Here is a 21176-nt window from a genome sequence, read left to right as displayed (position 1 = left end):
CATATCACCGTTTTTTTGACACACGCAGCCCTGTCTCGCAATACTGCCGAGCAATGCGCTCAAGATTGATCGCTTTAGGCTATAGCGTGGGAGATATCAAGATGACCAAACGTTAGACTTAGGGCCAGATTTAGCGTTTCCAGAATTTTGACTAACCACCCTACCGAGTCTTGCTTGGCAGCTTCGTAGTGACTAAACAGAGTGGATAAGCGTCGTTCGAGGTAAGGCTTAACTTTTCGACATAAAAGCAGAATTCTTAGCAACAGCCCTGTCGTCAAAGTGGCTCCCAAATTATTGATCAGGTCAATAAACATAAAGTGAGAGTGAGACCCTGCTGGGTCAACCACTAGAAAATTAAACAGGTTGGAGCAGGTGCGTACCAGCAAGAAATCATTGAGACGCTGATTGTCATTGTCAGGATAGATATCCTTCAAATGCTGATACAGTGCATCGTTAAAATGCTGACGGCCATAGGCGGGATCAACACCTGAAACAATGTATTCGTAAAAGTCATCTTTAAATGATTTAAAGGTGACCGACTCGCAACACTGGTTCCGAAAGCGTAGTGCTAGATCGTTATAGGTACGCCCGTAGGCATCTTTCCCTGAAAACTGCTGTAGAGAATCGACTAACTCGCGATCGCTAAGGAGCGTAGGATTCTGTGATGGCCGTAACCACTGCTCTTGTTCTTTTAGCAGGCCTTTACGTTTGAGTCGAGACCGCCGCACTCGATAATTGACATACTGAGACAGGTCAAGTTCTACCTTTCTTTGCGCCTGGTGTTGCATACGGCGCACATGGGTTTTCTGCTCTTTAGGGCTCTCTTCGCTGAGCAAGCAGTGCTCATATAAATATGGGTAGCGGCCAATTAATGTACCTAAAGGCTGGCGAGAACGTACCCTGGGATCACTTTCCCGAGACATGACCTGCACCAGGCGCTTGAGCATGAGGTACTGCTCAGTTTTTCTAAACTGGGAGACGATATCCCGCAAACGTCTTACAGAACGGGCTCTCGATACTTCTCGAACAGCTTGGCTTGGAAAATACTCAAATAAGTTAACCAATTCAGCAATGGCAAACTGGCATTCTCTATTTTTTTGCCATTTGTTTATCAGAATATGGCAACAACGATTCAGGATGTGATGAAAGTACATATCAGCATGACGATCCAGCAGTATCGTATCGAGACTGCTCACTACCTCTGGATCACCATAACCAGTGCCATCAATAAATAGAGCGTTGAAGCGCTGAACTAATAGATCTGGTTGCTCTGAATTAACACAGCTAAGCCAATGATCGTAGAGCACTTGTTCCTGCGGACTAACTAATCGCGCACCATAGTCAGATTGCGAATAGCTTGATTGGACGTTCACCAGTGAAACCTCAGCAAATACACCTTGGATGTAAAGAAACCTCTACAGGGAAAAACTTATGGCGACCACAATCGCAGCCAAACTTTTACAAGTTTAGCTGCTTATGATTACCTAAGACAGCATGAAAACTTACAAAAAACCTTGAAATTACTGAGGGCCTAGCAATTTAGGTATGTAAGCACACAGACAAGCTCAGATTGTCAAAGGTTTAACTGAAGCCGCACAAATTAACGGTAGAAACACTCTTAAATACTTGTGATGCACCGCGTGAATTGCGTGGGGATAGCCTAACACTCCTCTCAATCTATAACAGTGCTCCAATACACATTGGACCTATGCTTTGTTTAGTTTAGCCTACAGGGATTTTCGGATAGTATGCGATTAAAGGAAGCTCTGCTAAAGCTTCTGTAAATTCACTGTTTTGTCTTCATCAAGCTTATACATAAACCACGTCCAAGTTGAAACCTGTCGTTTCTCCCACGGTAAAACGACCGTTCTGGACTTGGACAAGGTTTAGTAGTCCAGCTGAAGCTGATGAGGATGTTGCGCTTAACCTATTTAGAACGCTGATTATGACTAGCTTTGCCACTATGTCCCAGGTTTTAGAAGCCCTTAGTCACGAGCTTGTCAGGCATACCCTCTTACCTAACCAGCTGGAACCCATGGTGGGACATATCAGTACAGATACCCGGACTTTACAGTCTATGGATGTCTTTTTGGCCTTGGAAGGTGAGCGTTTTGATGGTCATCAATTTGTAGGGCAGGCGATGGCGGCAGGTGCGATCGCAGCCGTTACTCGTCAAGGTGTGATCACGGATAACAGTCCCCGCATTGAAGTACCCAATACGTTAGTGGCCTACCAAACCCTAGGGCGTTGGTGGCGGCAGCAGCTGAGGCTACCGGTGATAGCCATTACAGGCTCTGTGGGTAAAACCACCACCAAAGAGCTGATCTCAGCGGCCCTAGGACTCCATGGCACTGTTCATAAGACCCGTGCCAATTTTAATAACGAGATTGGGGTACCGAAAACCTTATTAGAGCTCACCCCTGACCATGACTATGCTGTGGTGGAAATGGGGATGCGCGGCCCCGGTGAAATTGCCCTGCTGGCGCAGATTGCCCACCCCGATGTGGCGGTGATTACCAATGTGGGAACGGCCCATATCGGTCGCCTGGGTTCAGAACAGGCCATTGCTGATGCCAAGTGTGAGCTATTGGCAAATATGCCTGCTGACGGTGTGGCCGTGCTTAATCGCGATAATCCCAGGCTAATGGATACGGCGGCTCGGGTGTGGTCCGGTAAAACAATTACCTACGGATTGACCGGTGGCGATATTCATGGCCAAATCCAGGGGGAAACCATAGCAGTAGATGGTGTGGCTCTACCGTTACCGTTAGCGGGTCAGCACAATGCATTGAACTATTTGAGTGCGATCGCAACGCTCCAGGCTCTTAACCTCGACTGGCAACATTTAGCCCAGGGACTCCAGGTGGAAATGCCTGCAGGACGTGCTCAGCGCCACGTGCTAGACAACGACATCATTCTGTTGGATGAAACTTACAATGCCGGTGCTGAATCTATGGCAGCCGCTTTACGATTATTAAAAGATCAACCCGGCAAGCGGCACATTGCGGTACTTGGCACGATGAAAGAGCTAGGGCACAAATCCGTTGAGTTACATCGGAGCATCGGTGAAGCTGTCCAAGCCTTGGCTATTGACCAATTATTGATTTTGGCAGATCCGGCCGAGGCTGAGGCCATGGCCCAGGGCGCAGGGACTGTGCCACATCAACAATTTACTAACCACCATGATCTGGCACAGCACCTACAACAATTGCTGCAGGCAGGCGATCGGCTTCTGTTCAAGGCGTCGCGGTCTGTGGAAATGGATAAGGTGATAGATCCTTTACTTGCCCGTTAGATGCCCAGGCTTAGACCGTTAAGCCGTGCCACGAAATCTGCTTTACAATAAAAAGTCTGACGCATTTTATACCGTTCTTCTGTGGCTCTGACCCTGACCCAAACGCATATTGATCGCATGCAGGCCCATGCAGCACAAGCCTATCCCCACGAAGGCTGTGGTTTGCTAGTGGGGACGTTTGACGCTGTGACCGATGAAAAAGCACTGGTAGATGTGGTGCTCCTGGACAATGCTTGGGCCACCGATGTTGCTGTTAACTTGGCAGAGCGTGGCCATGAAGGCTCAGATACCATGACGAAGGCGCGTCGTTATTGGATTGATCCCAAAGATTTATTTGAGGCCCAGCGGCAAGCGCGGATAAATGGCTTGTCTATTATTGGGGTGTATCATTCCCATCCAGATGCAAAGGCAGTGCCATCTAATTGCGATCGCGATTTGGCTTGGCCTAGCTATGCTTACATCATTGTTTCTGTTCGTAATGGGACTGCCGTCGATCTCCAAAACTGGCAGTTAGACGGTAGCCATCAATTTCAACCCGAACCCATGAAAATAGTTCCAGCGTCTGCGGCTCGGGATCGAATGCCGCTCTTGTCGTCCTGAAATTAATAAACGCTTCCTATCAGCGTTGTACACAGACTCCTTCCTATTTTTTTGTTCTCAAGGAACCATGCTGAATCCTAATCTGGATGACATCCAACTGACCAAAGAAGACTATGAACGCTACTCCCGGCACCTGATTTTGCCTGAAGTCGGCCTTGATGGTCAAAAACGATTGAAGGCCTCCAGTGTGTTGTGCATCGGCACAGGTGGTCTGGGCTCCCCCCTCATTCTCTATCTAGCGGCAGCTGGTGTAGGGCGAATCGGCCTAGTCGATTTCGATGTGGTTGACTATTCCAACCTCCAGCGGCAAATTATCCACGGCACCTCCTGGGTCAATAAGCCCAAAATTGAGTCTGCTAAAAATCGCATTCTCGAAATCAACCCCCACTGTCAGGTTGACCTGTATAACACACGACTCAGCTCTGACAATGCCCTCAAGATTTTTGAGCCTTACGACATTGTGGTAGACGGGACTGATAATTTCCCCACCCGCTACCTGGTAAACGATGCCTGTGTCTTACTCAACAAGCCCAACGTTTACGGTTCCATCTACCGGTTTGAAGGTCAAGCCACCGTCTTTAACTATGAAGATGGTCCTAACTATCGCGACCTTTATCCCGAGCCACCACCACCGGGGCTAGTTCCTTCCTGTGCAGAAGGTGGTGTGTTGGGTATTTTGCCTGGCATTATCGGTGTTATCCAAGCCACTGAAACAATCAAGATTATTCTGGGTGAAGGTAATACCCTCAGCGGTCGTTTGTTGCTTTACAACTCCTTGGAGATGACCTTCCGGGAACTCAAGCTACGCCCCAATCCAGTACGCCCTGTCATCGAAAAGCTGATCGATTACGAAGAATTTTGCGGCATCCCCGATGCCCAAGCAGCTGAAGCAGAGCAGCAAGCTGCTATCTCAGAAATGAGTGTGACTGATCTCAAGACCCTGCTCGACAGTGGTAGCAATGACTATGTGCTATTGGATGTGCGGAATCCCAATGAGTATGAGATTGCTAAGATTCCTGGCTCAGTGTTGATTCCCCTAGCTGAGATTGAAAATGGTGCCGGAGTTGAGAAAATCCGTGAGCTGGTCAATGGCCATAAGCTCATTGCCCATTGCAAAATGGGTGGTCGTTCCGCGAAGGCTCTTGCGATTTTGAAGGACGCTGGTATTGAAGGAACTAATGTGACCGGAGGCATCCTAGCTTGGAGCCGCGAAGTTGATTCTTCAGTTCCCCAGTATTAAAGTCTAGAATCTGCCTCCCAAAGCCCCTGCCCTAGCTACGGTTACCGTGTACACACACACCTTGGAAGAGAGCTCAGAATCCTGCATTTACCCCCCTCACTCCCCCCTTCGTAAGGGGGGAAGCTCTAGTTCTCCCCCTTACGAAGGGGGAGTTAGAGGGGGTTAGACAACCGCGAAAGCTAGTTTTCAGTACTTGTGTGTACACCGTAGCTAGAGAAGGGGAGTTTTAGCTTTGACTTCTCTACGTTCCTTACGTTTCCTATTCCCCCCTATGTCTCTTAAAGACCGGATCAGCGATGAAATCAAAGCGGCCATGAAAGCTCGCGATAAGATTCGCTTAGAAACTTTACGCAGCATTAAAAAAGTCATTATCGAAAAAGAAAGCGAGGTGCGTCCTCATGGTCAAGACGCCCTCACACCTGAGCAAGAAGTTGAGATCGTTACCCAGCTAGCGAAGCAACGTAAGGACTCCATAGAGCAATACAACAATGCTGGCCGTGAGGATAGGGCTGAGAAAGAGGCTCAAGAGCTAGCAATTTTGCAGGAGTACTTACCTGCACAGATGTCCGATGATGAAGTCGAAGCGGTGATTGACGAGCTGATTGCTAAAACTGGAGCCAGTGGCCCTCGTGACATGGGGAAAGTGATGGGGCCTGCCATGAAACAGATGAAAGGAAAGGCCGATGGTGCAAAAGTTCAGGCGTTTGTTAAAGCAAAGTTAGTGGGTAGCTAGTGCTTAAACAAGGGAGCCATAAACAAGGGAGCCTCAGATACCTAGGCTCCCTTGTTTATGGCTTAAGAGTGGTTTGATGCAGGTGAAGGTGATAGGATGGTGCCTTTAGCTTCGCCTGCTAGCGTCGAGGCTGGTAGTAAATCTTTTGCCCCTCATTAGGTACAAAAATACACTCACGAGCAGAGCGCCAGAAACTGGTCCAGACGGAATCTTTAGCCTCTCGATAATAATCTCCTAAGACTGGTTTGATCGCCTCGGTGGCATCTTTTAAATAATAGTGAGGCATATTCAAAAAGATGTGATGAGCCACGTGAGTGCCAATGTTGTGGTGAATGTTGTTGATCAATCCATAATCACGGTCAATCGTAGATAGGGCACCTTTAAGAAAATACCAACTATCGTTACGATACCAAGGAATATCTGGCTCTGTATGGTGTAGAAACGTGACCAAATCTAGCCACATTACAAATACCAGATAGGGCATGACATAGAACTTGATCAAAAAGACTAAGCCAAACTGTAAGCCAATCCAACCCAGAAATCCTACGAAAAGGGTCCAAAGTGTAGTGCTGGTAATGACATCCCACTTCTCAGAGGCCCTAAATAGATCACTGCCAGGCATAAAGTGAGATCCTTTTCGCCCAGGAGAACGCTTAAATAAATAAAATGGATAGGCTAACAAAAACAGATTGAACCGAATAGCTTTTCCAATCGCGTTCATTTCGTCATACGTATTTTCAGAAATGGGATACCAGCTTTCGTCGGTATCAATATTACCGGTATTAGCATGGTGGGTGCGATGACTAATCCGCCAACCATGAAACGGTACCAAAATAGGTATGTGGCTAAGGTGGCCAATCAGATTGTTTAGCCACATATGTTTTGAAAAAGATCTATGTCCACAATCGTGGCCGACAACAAATAAGGCCCAGAACATGGTGCCTTGCATTAGCCAAAATATGGGAAAAAATAGCCAGGAATTAAGACTATAAGCTATGCCGTAGAGGCCAGCAATAATACCAATATCAAGAAAGAAGTAAGCTAAAGAGCGACCAGTGGAGGGTTCAAAACAGTAGTCTGGAATCGCATCCTTGAGGTCTTTCAGGGTAAATGGAAGCTCGCGCGTAGAGGGGCCTGACGACCCAGTTGGGCGGGTGATTAATTGCACTTATTACCTACGTTTGACGTCTAAAAATCGACTTTTTCGCTCAGATGCCTTGCAGACTGGTAAGGATTGCTCACATCGGACCTTAAAGTTGATTCACAAAGCTTTACAATACTATAGATTGACCTTGGGACGTTAGGCTGGGTAATCAATTCAATAAATGCGGATAAATGTGGGAGTAAAACGCGTCGCTTTTATGAATGTTTAACACATGGGGTGATGAAATATACCCCTCAGCTTTAGTAGAGATGGTTGTGTGCAAATTCAGTGCTGGGAGAAACCGATACTTTATTTGTGATAACTGCCCCCCTGCAAGATAGTTTTGCCGCGATAGAGTTGCTCTAGCAGCAATAAACGCGCTATTTCGTGGGGAAATGTCATGGCCGATAGACTGATGACCTGATAAGCCTTTTTCTTAAGATGTTGGCTAATTCCCGTGGGCCCACCGATAAAAAATACCAAGGTGCCAGAGGCTTCTTGACCTAGCCAATGGCCAAACGAAACTGAGTCAAAGTGCTTACCATCTTCTGAAAGCACCACTAACTTATCGTAGGTTTTGAGTGAATTTAGGACTTTCTGCGCTTCCGTGTCGGGAGCGGTGTCTTTGATTTCTATGACTGCAACTTCAGGCAATCGCTGGGTATAGAGGCCGATGCCGTCTTTGAGCCAACCTTTTTTAACCTTACCCACAGCAATGATTTTGACTTTGGGAAAGCTTTGTCCCATCGGTGTATAACCCCTAGTCTATTGGGGTGGAGATAAAGTCTGGCAATGCTTCGGCCTGGGCAGAGAAGGCGGCTAATCGGGGATATGTCTCAGGGGTAATCACATCCGCTGTATAGAGCTGGGTGAATCGCCAAGCTACTGCTGTGGTGATATCGGTCTGCATCAGCGGATCGCAGGTGAAATTGTGAGCATTTTTTTCTAGTTGTTCATAGGCGGCGTGAAGCTGTGTGGTGACTCGCTCTAACCATGGTTGATGCTGTTTTCCCTGGGGCCGCAGGGTGCGTTCGTAGACAATTTGTACGGTTTTATCGCAGGCCATTAAGGCTAAGCCAATTAGCCGTAGTGTTTGGGGGTGTGACGTTTCAGGCATCAGGCTTGTCGCTGAGATACCTTCGATGTACTGCAGGATGAGGGTGGAGTCCATCAAGATAGTACCGTCGTCAGTGACCAACGTTGGTGCTTTGACGATGGGATTAACCTGACTAAACTCTTCAAAGTCACGAAATACAGATAGAGATCGATGCTCGAAGGTCATACCTAAACGTTTTAGGGAAATCGCCACCCGCCTGACATAGGGGGAATCGAGCATGCCAATGAGCTGCATAAACGTACCAGAAGTAAGTGAACACTTCTGAGGGTAAAAGAGCCCTAAAGCTAGATGTCAGAACTGAGATGTTTCTTTAGCCCCTGACTTGATTGCAAGCCCCTGACTTGATGTCATGACCCTGACTTGATTACAAGCCCCTGTCTTGATTACAAGCCCCTGTCTTGATTACAAGCCCCTGACTTGATTGCAGAGCCTAGTTTTGCTCCGTGACATGATCAATGGCCCATCTCGCTGCGGCTAGACTGATGCGAGCCTGTTCCATAGGGGATAGTTCTGCCCACTCGATATTGCGCACTGAATCGATGGTGGCATCAAGAATTTCTTCTTGACCACGCATGGCGTGGGCCAAGGGACGAGCCATTACCTGAAGATCGGCTTCATCCCAGCCAGTCAGAGTGTCGCGAACGCAGGCAATGAGCTGCTCCGCTAACGGTCTGCCTGTACTCACCACTTGGTTAGCTTTGGCTGTGATTTGGTCGATCATATCCTGGGATAGACGACGGGCAAAACGTTGGGCTAAGGCTATTTGTACGGATGTGGTGGATTCACCCCACAGTGTATTGAGCTGCACTGAAAGTGCTTGCCAACCCAAAGTAGCTTCTTCCTCGGAAAAGGCTAGCTCATCGCCAGCGGCTGTCGCTTCATTAAAATAGTCAGAGGCATCGGCAGGTGCCCATGGATAGGACTGCTGAGGTGACAAAATGGACTGCAGCATTTCCTGCTGAGCATGGTTTTCTGTAGACAAGTTCTGCTTGGACGAAGAATTGTTCTGGTTGACCATGGTAGTCTTACCCTCCCATAAGTTCATTGAGCTGTGACAGGAAGAGGATACAGGCTTGATTCCAAGTGTTCCGCATCTAATTATTGAACTTACGTCAAACTTACGTATTTTGGCGTAAGTTCGTATATCCAAACATCGAAACTTTGTCCGGGTGCAGTTCTTGTTTCTCTAGACACGACGGTGGCTAGCTCTGTGCCGCAGGCTCGATCATGAATTCTAGCAAGCAACCGTCAGAGCTTCCAAAGCGTAGTTGTGTCCCTGATGATAAGGGAACTTCTTGGCGATGAATTTGCTGCCATCCTTGGTCGCTGAGGTAATAGGTGCCGTAGCGTGAGAAGTCACGCAAGAAATAGGTGGGTTCTGAAGATTCGGCGGCGGCGGCTCGACGGTAGAAAATTTCGGCATGTTTGCTCGATACCCAGGGTTCTGCGATCACTAAATCATTGTCGGGGAGTCGCCCTACTCGCATCAGGCCTCGGTAGATGGGCCATACTTTTCCATCGCCGCCGATCTCACGGAGGCTAATGGTGTGGGTATTAGTGCGACCGCCAATGCCAGAATCACCGGGTAGGCGAGTGATGTCGGTGGGCATAGGGGTGAGTAGCTCGCCGTCAAAGTCTGGGTGCATGTATAGGACGGGCAACGTCCAGGCGGGCTGGTTGAATTTGTAAAGGGTCAGGAGATGCTGACGTGCGATCGCAACTGCTTCATCCACCGGCTTGCGCTCAGCCAGGGCTTGGGCAAATACCTGAATAAAGCTGAGGGCCTCTTCATCGGCAATGGAATCTCTCATCGCCAAAACCGCTGGGACACCATGGTGCAATAAGACCTCTGCCAGACTGCTGCGGGGGATCGCTTGTTGCCCACTGCGTTCGGGTTGAGCCCCCCAGCAGGTGTTAAACACAGCAACTTTGACACGACAGCGGGTTAGGACTTGAGCGAGTTCTGTACCGTTGAGGGTGGCCTTGGGCTGGAGAAATAGCAAGCCACCATCAGGAGCAGGGACACCGTGGCCTGCATAGAAGAAAACATTGTAACGATAACGTTCCAAATGCTTAATAAGATCGGCAGGGGACGGTTGTAGGAGGACATCTACCTGACGTACCACCCGTCGGCCTGGCCTAGAGTCGGCTCGGCTTTCAAGGATATTCTTCAGGAGATCAGCTTCTTTTTGCAAGCTTAGAGTAGCAGCGGCCCGATCATCATCTGCTGCTGCTGCGTCATGGCCTACCACCAACAATATTCTGAGCCCATTGTCCAAACCCCAATCAGCTAACGGATCGACAGCACTGGTGGTGCGGCTAAACAAAATCTGTTGGTTGAGGGCAACGGCTGGACGTCCAGGTTGGGACTGCATAATTTCCCAAGGAACGCTAATCAGTTCTGGATCGCGTACTTCTAGCCGCAGGCGCATCACGGTGCTCTGCCCTTGGGCGATCCCCCGACTATGATCCAGACTGCTCTGTACCGGTCCATCAAAGAGCCATTGCCAAAGATTTAACCCCAGGTGCTGCATCAACCGACTACTGTAGCTGTTGGTTTGACTAGAGGCCGATGAATCACCGTTGTCATCTAGCATTAGCTGAGGCACATAGGCCGATGGCACATGGGGAACTTGGGGTAGCCCCCGTAAAGAAAACATCGACTGCCAGGTTTGCCAAGCTTGGGATAGGGTATGGCTCCAAATCCGATCATGGTGCACGTGACCACTGGGGTAGGGAGATTTGAGCACCCAGATAGCATAGTGTTCTGGATCGGCAGCGGTAAGCCGATCCAAAGCAAGCCATAGGCAAAGTGACTCTGAAGATGACATGGAAGCGGTCATAAACGTTTTGCCACAGTACAAATACAATAAAAACTACTGAGATGGACAGTTCAGCTGCTGGGCAGAACTCACAATTTGCGTGAGCTTTGCTTCAAGCACCCAGCCTTCTTCCCCAGAGGTTAGTGACGTTACCCCTGGAGATGTGACAGTTGTATCCAATCTTGGGCCTAATTTGACGTCCCTGTTTTCAGAGCCACTGGTTTCAGGGCCACTGGTTTCAGGGCCACTGGTTTCAAGGGCATTTTCTCCAGGTTCCTTGGGAATGTCCCGATCGCCAGGTTGACTGATGGGACTAATGGCGCAAACCTTTAGTTTGACCCAACGAGACTGCTCACCAGCGGGATCTTGTCTAGTGAGTACCTGGACGATTGCCCCGGTAGGCAGCTGCCCTAGCTGATTGTCTTCGTCGTCATTGCTGGCCTGGGGGGTTGTCACTAGTGAAACTGGTTCAAGCAACTGTAGATAACTGTTTGGTGTGAGTGATGGGCTCGCCAGTTCATCATCGGAAATGCCCACCCTCCCAATATCTTGATTAATTTTATCCTGAATAGTTTCAGGGAGAGGAGGGACAGGATTGGGAGGAGTCGCCACAGGCCTTTCTCCAAAAAACAGCATCGTTAAGGCGGTTGCTCCTCCAAGAAATCCGATTAAACTGATGAGAATAAGCCAAAAGTTACCGTTTTTTTTGATATTAGAAGGATTACTTTGGGGCATGACCGGTAGCTGCTGTGTGGCTACTTGGGGTCTGGGTGATTGGTGATTATGTATTTGAGGCCGAGTTGATGTGGTTTTGGTGACGACTGGCGGTACAGAGGATGGAGCAGATACTATCGGTGGTTTGACGGACTGGATATGGGCCGATACGACACCCACGGTAATGTTGTCATGACCGTTATAGGTATTGGCCAGCTGTACCAGGCTAGTTACTGCTGTGGCGGGTTTTGTTTGTCCCGTGAGCACAGGTAGGAGTTGAGTTTGCCAACTTTGTTCAACCCGATCGTAGTCACTCAAACCATCGGAACACAGGAGTAGGACGATATCTTCGTCGAGAATCAGTCGCTGCACGACGGTATGGAGTGCTGCTGAATTGCCCATACCTAGAGCCTGGATCAAGGCTCCGGTGCCTGGTCGATGAGCAACATCGGCATAAAAACCATAGCCCAGGCGAACTTCACGGGCTGCCACATCATCGTCAAAGGTGATCTGACGACAGCTATTAGAACTGATGCGATAGGCTCGGCTATCGCCCACGTGGCCAATATAAATGTAGACGCCAATAATCAGGGCCATGACGATGGTCGTACCCATGCGATCGCGCGCCTGTCGCTGTCCCTGATCGTTATGATGAGAAATGTTGTCATTGGCCGCCCCAATGGCCTGTTCGATGGCCAGCGTGACTGTGCCTGGATCGTGTAGGGGCTGGTCTGCTAGCCATTCTAGTAATGGCGCTAGCTCCTGTTGGATAGTTGAGATCGCCAGTCGACTGGCCACATCGCCGCCATCGTGACCACCGATGCCATCGCAGACTAAGAGTAATAGCGGTTGCTTATGCTTAGCTTTAGCCTTAGGGCCTAAACTATGGAGCTGTGTGGTTCCGCTAGCTGGATAGCAAGCATCTTCATTGCGTTTGCGACTGGGGCCTTGATCTGTCTTTACGGATAGCCCATAGTCCACTTGATAGCCATCAGCCGTCGCTGCAATGGCTTGATCGAGGTAACCTGTCAAGATCTCTGGATTTGTAATGTCCCCTTCGATCAGGCGATGACAGAGATTTTCTAAAAAGTCACGAATCGCAGGCTGAGTCTCCAGCAGTAAGTTCTTTTTCCAGAAAGCTCCTAAATTACCCAGGGTTAATGTCTGAGAATCGGTCGAAAGTTCGACCAAACGAACAAGAGAGTCATGGACACGTAAATGAGTGCTCAGCAGCAAACTACTGGCCACCTCCTGCTCTAAAAAGTCCGGCCAGAGATCAGTAATTTGCCACAGCCAGTTGAGCTGTCTTAGGGGCGAGGCCGTCTGCCATGAATCTATTAGGGACGGTAAGAGTTGAGGACGGTGATGGCCAGGAGGTCCGACAATGGCAGCTGAGTCTAATAATAGGAGACCATCGTTGCCGCCGTTTTTACCGCTATCACTCAGAAAATCATAGGGCTGGGGGACATGGAGGCCATGGGGAGCCAGCATCAAATAGGGCCAAATATGCTGCGGTACAGGGTCAGGAGAGAGCGGAGGAACCCCAGGCTCTGTGTCCAGTACTACCCGCTGGTGCTGCCAAACGTAGCGTTGACTAAGCTGTTGCGGATCTAACTGTCCTTGACCTACTACCCATAAATAACGGTGAGGCAAAAAGGTCTGACAGGAGGTACATTTTTCGTTCCCCTCCGGATTAATGGCCTGACATTCAATATTTGGACACTTAATCACTCTCAGATACCACGCGGGGTAAGCCCATACTATAGTTGAGCACCCTACTTCTCAGGTTGTAGCTAATTTGTCCCGATTGCAGCAATGTTTTGACAAAGTGCTCCAGATCTGAGCCGATGCGTCGGAGGTTGTAATCGGTTAAAGCTTCTCCAGTGGCAGCCTCAACTAATCGATCAAACTCTTTATAGACTTGCTGCAGCGCAGCATCGGACCAATTAAACTCATTATCAGGGTCAACATCTATGGTGAGCTGATTTTCGCTGGGGACAAGTTCATTATTGTCAATGTCTGCCGCAAAAATATGGATATGGCGTGTGGTGGACTTGAGCAGCATGGATTGGTTGCATGTTTTTAGACGCCTACATTGTAAACGTTTCCCTGCAAACGCTTGGTCGACTCCTATGTAGCTTTGTGCTCAATTTACATAATCCGGTTGATTGAGTTGCCCAACCTAGAAGAATGATAGCGATGGCGACCTATCTCAAGTTATTGCTGATTCGCCATGGTGAATCCCAAGGGAATGTCGAAGGGCGCATGGAAGGCCAGATGTCTACGTCCTTATCAGCTAAAGGCGAGTGGCAATCCCGTCAGTTAGCCACCTATTTGCAACGGCAATCGCCCCCCACTTGTCTGTACAGTAGTCCTCTACAGCGTGCTACCCAGACCGCGTTCTATTTAGAAAAGAGAGTGGGCTGTTCAGTACAACTAGATGTAGAGCTGCAGGAGCTAAACCAAGGAATTTTTCAGGGGTTGATGTGGACTGAGGTTCGTGATCGCTATCCCCAACTATGTTCTGAGTTAGTGGCTACTTTAGACTATCAGCCAGTGCCTGGGGCTGAAACGCTAATGGCAGCAAACCGTCGGGCGGTTAATTGGTATCAAACGCTTTGGCAGCGGCATACTGCGGGTGATGTGATTTGGAGCGTTACCCATGGGGGCTTTATGCAGCAACTGATTCGAGTGATTTTGGGCTGCGATCGCACCTGGCAAATCCCTATTCACCATACTGCATTGTTTGAGTTTTACTTAATCAGCCCAGAGGTGACTCAGGACAATCAGCATAATCCTGAATGTTGGAAAATTGTGCAGTTTAACGAGACGCCACATTTGGACAACAAAACTTATAGAGCCTGATTCTCCATGTCTGGATAAGTAAGCGATCGCACCCCAGGCTAAGTGCTATTTGTGCATTGCCATGTCGTTAAAAATACGGAACTTAGTCAGTGCATTGGAAGCTGATGACAATTTTGCGGTAACCTGTATGCCCAGTCCCGAAACATTTTATGTGACCGTATGTCAACTGTGATTGGGTATTCTACCTTTCTGGGATGATTGCAGCGATAGTCTCTTGGAGACTGTGCCCATGTCTACGACTACACTTACTGATATTAATGATGTCTTTGGGCAAGCCCAGGACGGCAGTGTTGCAGCTATTATTCAAATTCTCAACGATCGATTAGCAGGGAGCGGTATTCGTACCCGTGCTGTGTTTGTCGACAATGTGCTCCAGCTTTTATGCGAAGCTCCCACCAATGAGCAGCTTGAAAAAGCAGTGTTGGTGGAGGACATTCGTAAGATTTTGGAGGGGATCGCCCCGCGACGTATTCGCAGGGTCAAAATTAACAGTCGTTTGGTTCAAGAACAGCAACTGCTGTGGTTTGAAGAAGTCAGTCGCGATCCTGACAGCCAACTGCTGTGGTCTGAAATGATTACCCTTAAGCAACCCCACTGGTTAAAGCGGGTTGCCCGTGATCTAAGGCGTCCCAAACTGCGCGTGGAGATGCCTGAAGGTGCATCCAAGTCTGATTTACGCCAGCGTAAGTCATTTCTTAGCGGCATCATTGGCGGTTTATCTGTCGCCTTACTGGTCATTGGTGTGGGGGTATGGGCCTATCGGCAGCGTGCTGAGCGTGCCACATTTCCAGTAGCGAATTCTGAAAAACCACCGGCTGATCAGCTGCCGTTACCTGAATCCTATGATTCCTTTGCCCGTGCTGTACGGATTGCTGAACAAGCGGCTAAGGATGGAGCGATTGCTGATTCTTCCGATGATTGGTTAGCCTTAGCCGCGCGCTGGCAGCAGGCATCGGATCTAATGGCCGAGGTGCCAGCATCGGATGAACGCTATTCCATTGCTCAAGATCGGGTCAATGCCTATAAGTCTAATAGTGAAAGTCTATTGCAAAAGGCGCGGCAGGCGGATTAGTTCCTTGCGTTTACTCAATACGTTTACTCAATGCTGACACCTTTAAAGGTCGTGGCTTTAGGTTTAGCTGCCACTGGTGCTGCTTGGATTTTTTGGGTACGTAGCCGGTGCTTTTGAAAATAGCCTTGCCACTCATGGGGAGCATTCAGGGTTTCTCCGCCATGTTGGGTGAGTCGTTTGCGGACCTGACAGAGCACTGGTGTATTGACGCAGGCTCCTGAGATAATCACCTGACCTTTAGTCAGAGCCGGTAGCTCCTTAAGTAAGTCACGGCCTGCAGCCTCTACACCATATTTTAAGCTTTCCTGGTCCACTGGGTTGACGATGCGCATTAGAAACTGACTCATACACTGAGACAGCACATCGGAATCCAATTTGCCAGGACGTTGGGTAATTAGGCCCACACCCAATCCAAATTTACGGCCTTCACTGAGAATCGTGCGTAACACGGCTTTACATCGCGATGGTTCCTTCGCGGGGGCAAACCGATGAGCCTCCTCGATCAGTACAAAGACAGGAAAGGGCAGATAGTTTTCATCACCTTCTTCAATTTTGTCGCGGGCCGTATTGATGCGGGCATGGTAGCTCTGTCGCAACACTGCTGCACAAATCACCTGTTGTTCTTCCTGGCTGATTTCATTCATCTGCAGCACAGTTACCTGACCTGGTTCAAACAGATCGCGAGGAGCCATATGATTCATCTGATGAAAGTAGGGTGAGCGGGCCAGACGATCTAGCTTCCATTCCAATGCTGGAGCCGATGAACCGACTTTGTCATTGCCCTCATCATCAGCCGTCGTATCTGCCTCATACACTGCGGCGATCAGGTCATTGACATTCCACCGATAGTCCCCGCGTTTGTGTTTGCCCAAAATGGTAAATGCTTTATTGAGAATGGACTGCTGACGATCACTCATCTCTGGTAACAGGGTGAGAATATCGTAATAGTCCAGGGACGACATCCGAATCTGAATATCATCAGGTGTGAGGATCTGCACCTTGGGTGCATAGCCGTCACTGGCCTGAAATGATGGATGCCCCCGCATTTCTGACAAGGTGTTGTATTCCCCGTGGGGGTCAAAGATCAGGACCGCTGCTCGATTATAGGGTTGCAGAAACTCTTCAATCAGCACGCCTGCGGTGTAGCTTTTGCCAGAACCTGTACCAGCCAAAATCGCCATGTGGGTGCTGACAATTTCTTTGACGTCCAGGGCAACCGGGACTGCCCCACCCGGACGTAGCAGCAGGGAGCCAATCTGAGCCGACCCGATGTCTCCTGGCTGCTTTTTATTGACAACCTGCTGGAGTCGACTATCAGCTGCGATCCGGACTTTTGCCCCTGGATCAGGCGTAATACGAGGATTAATAAAGCCGAGGGCCGGGTGGAAATAACCAATGACATCCACCGTGACTTCATAGATTTCTGGATTGGGATAGGTAAAACCAATGAGGGACGCAATAGTTTCTGGACTAATTTGCGTATCCGCAAAAATGCGATCGGGCAAATGGTCAATCAAGCGACGGTCAGAAATTTTTCCTAAGATCTCCCAGGATTCAGAATTATCGTCTAGCGCATCAATTTCGTAAAAGACAAATTCACCGATTTTGACATGATGATTATCGGCGGTGATAAAGACATATTGGTTGCCGTCTTCACCAGGGCCTTTCACTGTACCAATAACCAGATTGCCTGAGTCTATAGAAGCCGGTGGAGTCATAGCGGTGCCATCTCGTTAGCACTGACCTGTCAACGTGCAAGTCAATATCACCCACTATAGTAAACCTGTATTGCTGAAAGCAATCTGAGATTTTTTAGGGCTGAAAGCAATCTGAGATTTTTTAGGGCTGAAAGCAAAAATTTTTATCTCTAAGCTGAAGGGCAATTGGAGATTTTTATTGCTAAAAAGCAAAAATATTTGTTTCTAAACAGCAAACGTCTCTTTTGCCAATGCCTGCAGTAACATCCTGAAAAGTGCTGCAAACCATGGTAAGAAAGGGAGAACGGCCTCGCAACGATGCTTCCAAAGAAGCACTTACGGACGGCACGTTCTCCATGGGGGACATGGAAGATGACGCATGGGCTATGGCTGAGTTCCCTGGATGTGTTGGTAAGCATCCGGCAAAATGACCATAGCATCACCAAAAGAATAGAAACGATAGGTCTGTTTAATGGCCTCTTGATAAAGCTCCATCAATCGTTGGCGGCCTATGAGGCCACTCACTAGCATCAGCAGGCTAGAACCTGGTAAGTGGAAGTTGGTTATCAACCCATCGACTACTTTCCATTGATAGCCAGGGTAAATAAATAAATTCACAGGGCCCTGGTACGCTTTGAGTTGCCCCTCTTGGGTAGCGACGCCCTCTAGGGTTCGTACCGTGGTCGTTCCCACTGCAAAGACTCGATTCCCTCGATCTTTGGTCTCTCTAATCAGGTCTACGGTGGTTTGAGGTAAATCCACCCATTCTGCATGCATCTGGTGCTGGGTGATCTCTTTGGACTCGACGGGACGAAACGTGCCTAGTCCTACGTGTAAGGTGACCTCAGCCCGCTGAATGCCCTTTTCCTCTAGAGCCTGAAATACCTCTGGCGTAAAGTGGAGACCGGCTGTAGGGGCAGCCACTGCTCCGGGATGCTGGGCGTAGATGGTTTGATACTGGTTGGGATCTGCCTGGGAGTCAGTGATGTAAGGAGGGAGGGGAACCTCTCCTAGGGACTCCATCAGCTGGTCCACGGGGGTATCTGTCATAGACTCAAAGCTCAGAAGTCTGCCGTTGGTGTTGAGATCGCAAGCCTCCACATGAGCTTTCAGGACGGGATGGTCTATATCTGAGCCAAAGTGAATACAGCTACCAGGCTTTAAACGTCTGCCTGGTTTGACCAGAGCTAACCATTGAGGAGGACGAGGTTCTAGTAATAAAACTTCAACTTTAGCGCCGCTTGGTTTGTATCCATACATTCTTGCCGGTATTACTCGCGTATTATTGATGATGAGTAAATCTCCAGGACACAGAAACCTGGGCAAGTCTTTAAAATGAACATGCTGATGTTCTGTCCTGGATGATACAACCATTAATCGAGAATGATCTCGAGGTATGGCTGGTTCTTGGGCAATCAGTTGTGTGGGTAGGTCGTACTGATAAGCCGTCAAAGAATAATCATTGTTCGCTTGATGTTGAGCAGTGGAACTATTTGTAGAATGCGGCGGACGACTGTTAGATAAGGGCATGGGAAAAAGGGACAATAGGCAGATGACCGTTGATTTTTTGATAAAGGCTTTTCATTAGCCTTACTCAGCCGATGGATTTAATGCCAGACTGTTAACTTGAAGTTCTATGGACCGGCTGCCTACATGATTAAACGATCTAGACTGTAGCACCGCTTTATACCTATGGATTACGTTTACTATCTATCCAATGCCAGTCTTGTTCTGCGGGTTGTTGAACGGCTACATCGCCTGACTCAGCTACCCCTAGAATTTGTAAGCGTGATCCATCGTATTGACGGCTGGGTAATTCGAATTAGGCTGCATGAAAGCGTTTCATCTAATACCGCGTCCAATTTTCAATCATTTCTAGATGAAGTAGGTGGTCGCAGTACCCCTGGTTATCGTATTCGTATGGCCCTCTGGGGGTTAGAAACGGGACAAACTCCTGTGGATGTGATGCGCCGCTATCAGGTGGCGGTTGTGTCCCATGGCAAGCCCGATCGTTATGAAATCGAAGAATTTCGTAAGCAGTTTGTACAGGGTTTGGGGTATTGTCCTGAAACCTTGGCTTAATAGGTTCTCTTTTCTTATCTACTTTGCGATCGCATTTACTAAATAATCCTGCAATGCCAGATATCTTTGCCCATCAGGTAGCTCCAGATGGGCTTTAGCTGCTTGGGGGCATGTCGGATGACAGCTAACCAGGGCGACATCCAAGCGACAGGGTAGTTGTGCTAGGTGGGGATGACGAGCTAAAAATAGTCGAGCAGTCCTCCAGAGTTTGTTTTGCTTAGTGGGCGTAATGGATAGTAGTCCATCGAGATCCCAGTTACCTCGACTACGGGTTTTGACTTCGATAAACGCCAGCATCTGACTGCTGAGTTTGCCCCCTTGGGCGTTGTAGCCTTGAGCAACCAGATCTAACTCCCCCCAACGGCAGTGCCAACGGCGATAAAGAATGCTCCAGCCCTGCTGTGTAAGCCAGTTCTCGACCAGCTGCTCGCCATGGATTCCCAAGTCTTGATTCGACATATTTTGCAATGTAAATCCCCTGTTAGATTGCCCTTCTCAGGTAGCGTAAAATCAAAGCACAATCGGGTAACCTGAACGTGCTGGGGCTGAGTAGGCACGCGGAGTGAATTTATGAGCCGGACACTTGAAAAGCTTGGGACAGAGTATAAGCAAGCATTTGACCGCTGTAAGGTCCGGTCAGACGCGATGGGTTTAGCTCAAGGGATTGCCAAGCGGATGGTGGACTTAAAAGCGCACTACGAAGCCGTTGAGAAAGCCACCACGGTACCTTGGTGGTTTTCCGGAATCCTGCATTACAAAGAATGGAATTTTCGTGAGCCTGGTCTGTTTGAAAAGCAAATGGCTAAGGCCCTGATTGCGAAGAAGTATCACCAGGCCAATACCCGGACTTTGGCGGCCTATCTCTGGGGCTTCGACCTTTGGAATGGTTTTCGCGATGGCGAAGGTGATGAGTCTACTTGGGTGTGGGGCAGTACCAATGTCTTGGGTAATCAGACCCAGGAAATGGGGGCGGCTGCCATTTTGAAACACTTACAAACCCAAGGAGTGGTGGATGTAGCTGCGTTGCCTAAGACTGCCAATGTAGCGAAAAGTGCAGCAAAAACTACCAAAGCAGCGGCGACCAAAACAGCGGCGACCAAAACAGCGGCGACCAAAACAGCGGCGACCAAAAAGGCTGCTAAGGGAAGCAAAAAACTCCAGGTGATGTATTTCTCGCAGCGTGACAATGCGGCCCAGGCCCATAGAACCTGCAATACATCTAGCTGCTGGATGGGAGCACTGTATATGAAAACATCCTTGTGGCAAGAATGTGGTGAGGACCAGAATGCAGATCTGAACTTTTATTTGCCAAAAGTAGAAGCCTATGGCGATACCACCGATCACGGAGCCCAAACTAGGGCTCTAGAGAGCATGGGCGTTCAATCTGCATGGCACACGACACTGACTATGGGGGACGTGAGAAAAGAAATTGATGCTGGTCGCCCTGTGGTAATGGGAGTCTTACATAAAGGTCCAGCCAGTTCTCCCCGTGGGGGTGGCCATATGATTTTGGCCGTGGGATATGATGATACTGGTATGTTTATCCATGATCCCTATGGGGATATGGATTTGGTGAATGGTGGTTACCCTGGCTCTACGGATGGTTCCTTTCGCCACTATAGTAATAAAAATCTAGGGGCTCGATTTGAAGTGGATGGCCCCGGTACTGGTTGGGGGCGATTCTTCAAAGGTCGTCGAAAGTAATCTGGATAAAAATGCAATCTAGCAAACTGCTAAATGCATCCAGTAGTGGAAGTGCTCCATAGTCTCACCCCGTTTCTGTTTTTAAAGGGTG

19 protein-coding genes are annotated in these 21176 nt (G+C 48.8%); 8 read left to right on the top strand and 11 right to left on the bottom strand.

The window, feature by feature from the left end; genetic code table 11:
* Window positions 1-74: 74 nt before the first annotated feature.
* Window positions 75-1373, bottom strand: coding sequence for a hypothetical protein (locus IXB50_RS06680; protein ID WP_215608169.1), 1299 nt, complete (start codon window positions 1371-1373; stop codon window positions 75-77).
* 572 nt (window positions 1374-1945) lie between these two features.
* Between IXB50_RS06680 and IXB50_RS06675 the strand changes: the two genes are divergently transcribed.
* The 4 genes from IXB50_RS06675 to IXB50_RS06660 all read left to right on the top strand — a co-directional run bounded on the left by IXB50_RS06675 (window position 1946) and on the right by IXB50_RS06660 (window position 5868).
* Window positions 1946-3295, top strand: coding sequence for a UDP-N-acetylmuramoyl-tripeptide--D-alanyl-D-alanine ligase (locus IXB50_RS06675; protein WP_215608251.1), 1350 nt, complete (start codon window positions 1946-1948; stop codon window positions 3293-3295).
* Window positions 3296-3376: 81 nt separating this feature from the next.
* Entirely contained in the window at window positions 3377-3895 is a 519-nt protein-coding gene (locus IXB50_RS06670; RefSeq protein ID WP_215608168.1) for a M67 family metallopeptidase, read from the top strand.
* A gap of 67 nt (window positions 3896-3962) precedes the next feature.
* The gene (gene moeB, locus IXB50_RS06665) at window positions 3963-5135 is read left to right on the top strand and encodes a molybdopterin-synthase adenylyltransferase MoeB (RefSeq protein WP_215608167.1); all 1173 of its coding nucleotides are present in this window, start codon (window positions 3963-3965) and stop codon (window positions 5133-5135) included.
* A 271-nt stretch (window positions 5136-5406) separates the two neighbouring features.
* Window positions 5407-5868: a GatB/YqeY domain-containing protein gene (locus IXB50_RS06660; protein ID WP_215608166.1), complete on the top strand. Its 462-nt coding sequence runs from the start codon at window positions 5407-5409 to the stop codon at window positions 5866-5868.
* 118 nt (window positions 5869-5986) lie between these two features.
* Here IXB50_RS06660 and IXB50_RS06655 read toward each other — a convergent pair whose 3' ends face one another.
* The 7 genes from IXB50_RS06655 to ndhM all read right to left on the bottom strand — a co-directional run bounded on the left by IXB50_RS06655 (window position 5987) and on the right by ndhM (window position 13730).
* Window positions 5987-7036, bottom strand: coding sequence for a fatty acid desaturase (locus tag IXB50_RS06655; protein WP_215608165.1), 1050 nt, complete (start codon window positions 7034-7036; stop codon window positions 5987-5989).
* Between the two features lie 285 nt (window positions 7037-7321).
* Entirely contained in the window at window positions 7322-7759 is a 438-nt protein-coding gene (locus IXB50_RS06650) for a 23S rRNA (pseudouridine(1915)-N(3))-methyltransferase RlmH (RefSeq protein ID WP_215608164.1), read from the bottom strand.
* Between the two features lie 13 nt (window positions 7760-7772).
* Window positions 7773-8363 carry a glutathione S-transferase gene (locus tag IXB50_RS06645; protein WP_215608163.1) on the bottom strand — a complete coding sequence of 197 codons (591 nt, stop codon included), beginning with the start codon at window positions 8361-8363 and terminating at the stop codon, window positions 7773-7775.
* A 196-nt stretch (window positions 8364-8559) separates the two neighbouring features.
* Window positions 8560-9147, bottom strand: coding sequence for a hypothetical protein (locus tag IXB50_RS06640; protein ID WP_215608162.1), 588 nt, complete (start codon window positions 9145-9147; stop codon window positions 8560-8562).
* Window positions 9148-9331: 184 nt separating this feature from the next.
* Window positions 9332-10972 carry a CHAT domain-containing protein gene (locus IXB50_RS06635; protein ID WP_246564189.1) on the bottom strand — a complete coding sequence of 547 codons (1641 nt, stop codon included), beginning with the start codon at window positions 10970-10972 and terminating at the stop codon, window positions 9332-9334.
* Window positions 10973-11005: 33 nt separating this feature from the next.
* On the bottom strand, window positions 11006-13396 hold the full coding sequence (locus tag IXB50_RS06630) for a protein phosphatase 2C domain-containing protein (protein WP_215608161.1): 2391 nt from the start codon (window positions 13394-13396) through the stop codon (window positions 11006-11008).
* Complete coding sequence (gene ndhM, locus IXB50_RS06625) at window positions 13389-13730, bottom strand: NAD(P)H-quinone oxidoreductase subunit M (protein ID WP_215608160.1); 342 nt, start codon at window positions 13728-13730, stop codon at window positions 13389-13391. Before ndhM ends, IXB50_RS06630 begins: the two co-directional genes overlap by 8 nt.
* Window positions 13731-13864: 134 nt before the next feature.
* Here ndhM and IXB50_RS06620 point away from each other — a divergent pair, with 134 nt between their 5' ends.
* Window positions 13865-14530: a histidine phosphatase family protein gene (locus IXB50_RS06620; protein WP_215608159.1), complete on the top strand. Its 666-nt coding sequence runs from the start codon at window positions 13865-13867 to the stop codon at window positions 14528-14530.
* A 229-nt stretch (window positions 14531-14759) separates the two neighbouring features.
* Window positions 14760-15602 carry a hypothetical protein gene (locus tag IXB50_RS06615; RefSeq protein WP_215608158.1) on the top strand — a complete coding sequence of 281 codons (843 nt, stop codon included), beginning with the start codon at window positions 14760-14762 and terminating at the stop codon, window positions 15600-15602.
* A gap of 23 nt (window positions 15603-15625) precedes the next feature.
* On the opposite strand, the gene IXB50_RS06610 is transcribed toward IXB50_RS06615, so the two are convergent.
* Both IXB50_RS06610 and queA read right to left on the bottom strand, forming a co-directional pair.
* The gene (locus tag IXB50_RS06610) at window positions 15626-17320 is read right to left on the bottom strand and encodes an ATP-binding protein (RefSeq protein ID WP_215608157.1); all 1695 of its coding nucleotides are present in this window, start codon (window positions 17318-17320) and stop codon (window positions 15626-15628) included.
* A 363-nt stretch (window positions 17321-17683) separates the two neighbouring features.
* The gene (gene queA / locus IXB50_RS06605) at window positions 17684-18829 is read right to left on the bottom strand and encodes a tRNA preQ1(34) S-adenosylmethionine ribosyltransferase-isomerase QueA (protein ID WP_215608156.1); all 1146 of its coding nucleotides are present in this window, start codon (window positions 18827-18829) and stop codon (window positions 17684-17686) included.
* A gap of 162 nt (window positions 18830-18991) precedes the next feature.
* Between queA and IXB50_RS06600 the strand changes: the two genes are divergently transcribed.
* Window positions 18992-19381: a hypothetical protein gene (locus IXB50_RS06600; protein ID WP_215608155.1), complete on the top strand. Its 390-nt coding sequence runs from the start codon at window positions 18992-18994 to the stop codon at window positions 19379-19381.
* A gap of 18 nt (window positions 19382-19399) precedes the next feature.
* Here the strand turns inward: IXB50_RS06600 and IXB50_RS06595 are convergent, their stop codons facing one another.
* Entirely contained in the window at window positions 19400-19840 is a 441-nt protein-coding gene (locus IXB50_RS06595; protein ID WP_215608154.1) for a YraN family protein, read from the bottom strand.
* A gap of 111 nt (window positions 19841-19951) precedes the next feature.
* Here IXB50_RS06595 and IXB50_RS06590 point away from each other — a divergent pair, with 111 nt between their 5' ends.
* Window positions 19952-21085, top strand: coding sequence for a C39 family peptidase (locus IXB50_RS06590; RefSeq protein ID WP_215608153.1), 1134 nt, complete (start codon window positions 19952-19954; stop codon window positions 21083-21085).
* Window positions 21086-21176: the final 91 nt, after the last annotated feature.

Origin of the sequence: Leptothoe spongobia TAU-MAC 1115 (genome assembly GCF_018739885.1) — a bacterium.
GTDB lineage: Bacteria > Cyanobacteriota > Cyanobacteriia > Phormidesmidales > Phormidesmidaceae > Leptothoe > Leptothoe spongobia.
Note: the sequence above shows the minus strand (reverse complement) of the source record. Positions and strands in the feature narration are given on the sequence as shown.

Excerpts from the sequence above, each read along its gene's own strand:
- IXB50_RS06675 (WP_215608251.1), top strand. The coding sequence starts at position 1,946 with ATGACTAGCTTTGCCACTATGTCCCAGGTTTTAGAAGCCCTTAGTCAC.
- moeB (WP_215608167.1), top strand. The coding sequence starts at position 3,963 with ATGCTGAATCCTAATCTGGATGACATCCAACTGACCAAAGAAGACTAT.
- IXB50_RS06660 (WP_215608166.1), top strand. The coding sequence starts at position 5,407 with ATGTCTCTTAAAGACCGGATCAGCGATGAAATCAAAGCGGCCATGAAA.
- IXB50_RS06650 (WP_215608164.1), bottom strand. The coding sequence starts at position 7,759 with ATGGGACAAAGCTTTCCCAAAGTCAAAATCATTGCTGTGGGTAAGGTT.
- IXB50_RS06645 (WP_215608163.1), bottom strand. The coding sequence starts at position 8,363 with ATGCAGCTCATTGGCATGCTCGATTCCCCCTATGTCAGGCGGGTGGCG.
- IXB50_RS06640 (WP_215608162.1), bottom strand. The coding sequence starts at position 9,147 with ATGGTCAACCAGAACAATTCTTCGTCCAAGCAGAACTTGTCTACAGAA.
- IXB50_RS06635 (WP_246564189.1), bottom strand. The coding sequence starts at position 10,972 with ATGACCGCTTCCATGTCATCTTCAGAGTCACTTTGCCTATGGCTTGCT.
- ndhM (WP_215608160.1), bottom strand. The coding sequence starts at position 13,730 with ATGCTGCTCAAGTCCACCACACGCCATATCCATATTTTTGCGGCAGAC.
- IXB50_RS06620 (WP_215608159.1), top strand. The coding sequence starts at position 13,865 with ATGGCGACCTATCTCAAGTTATTGCTGATTCGCCATGGTGAATCCCAA.
- IXB50_RS06615 (WP_215608158.1), top strand. The coding sequence starts at position 14,760 with ATGTCTACGACTACACTTACTGATATTAATGATGTCTTTGGGCAAGCC.
- IXB50_RS06610 (WP_215608157.1), bottom strand. The coding sequence starts at position 17,320 with ATGACTCCACCGGCTTCTATAGACTCAGGCAATCTGGTTATTGGTACA.
- queA (WP_215608156.1), bottom strand. The coding sequence starts at position 18,829 with ATGCCCTTATCTAACAGTCGTCCGCCGCATTCTACAAATAGTTCCACT.
- IXB50_RS06600 (WP_215608155.1), top strand. The coding sequence starts at position 18,992 with ATGGATTACGTTTACTATCTATCCAATGCCAGTCTTGTTCTGCGGGTT.
- IXB50_RS06595 (WP_215608154.1), bottom strand. The coding sequence starts at position 19,840 with ATGTCGAATCAAGACTTGGGAATCCATGGCGAGCAGCTGGTCGAGAAC.
- IXB50_RS06590 (WP_215608153.1), top strand. The coding sequence starts at position 19,952 with ATGAGCCGGACACTTGAAAAGCTTGGGACAGAGTATAAGCAAGCATTT.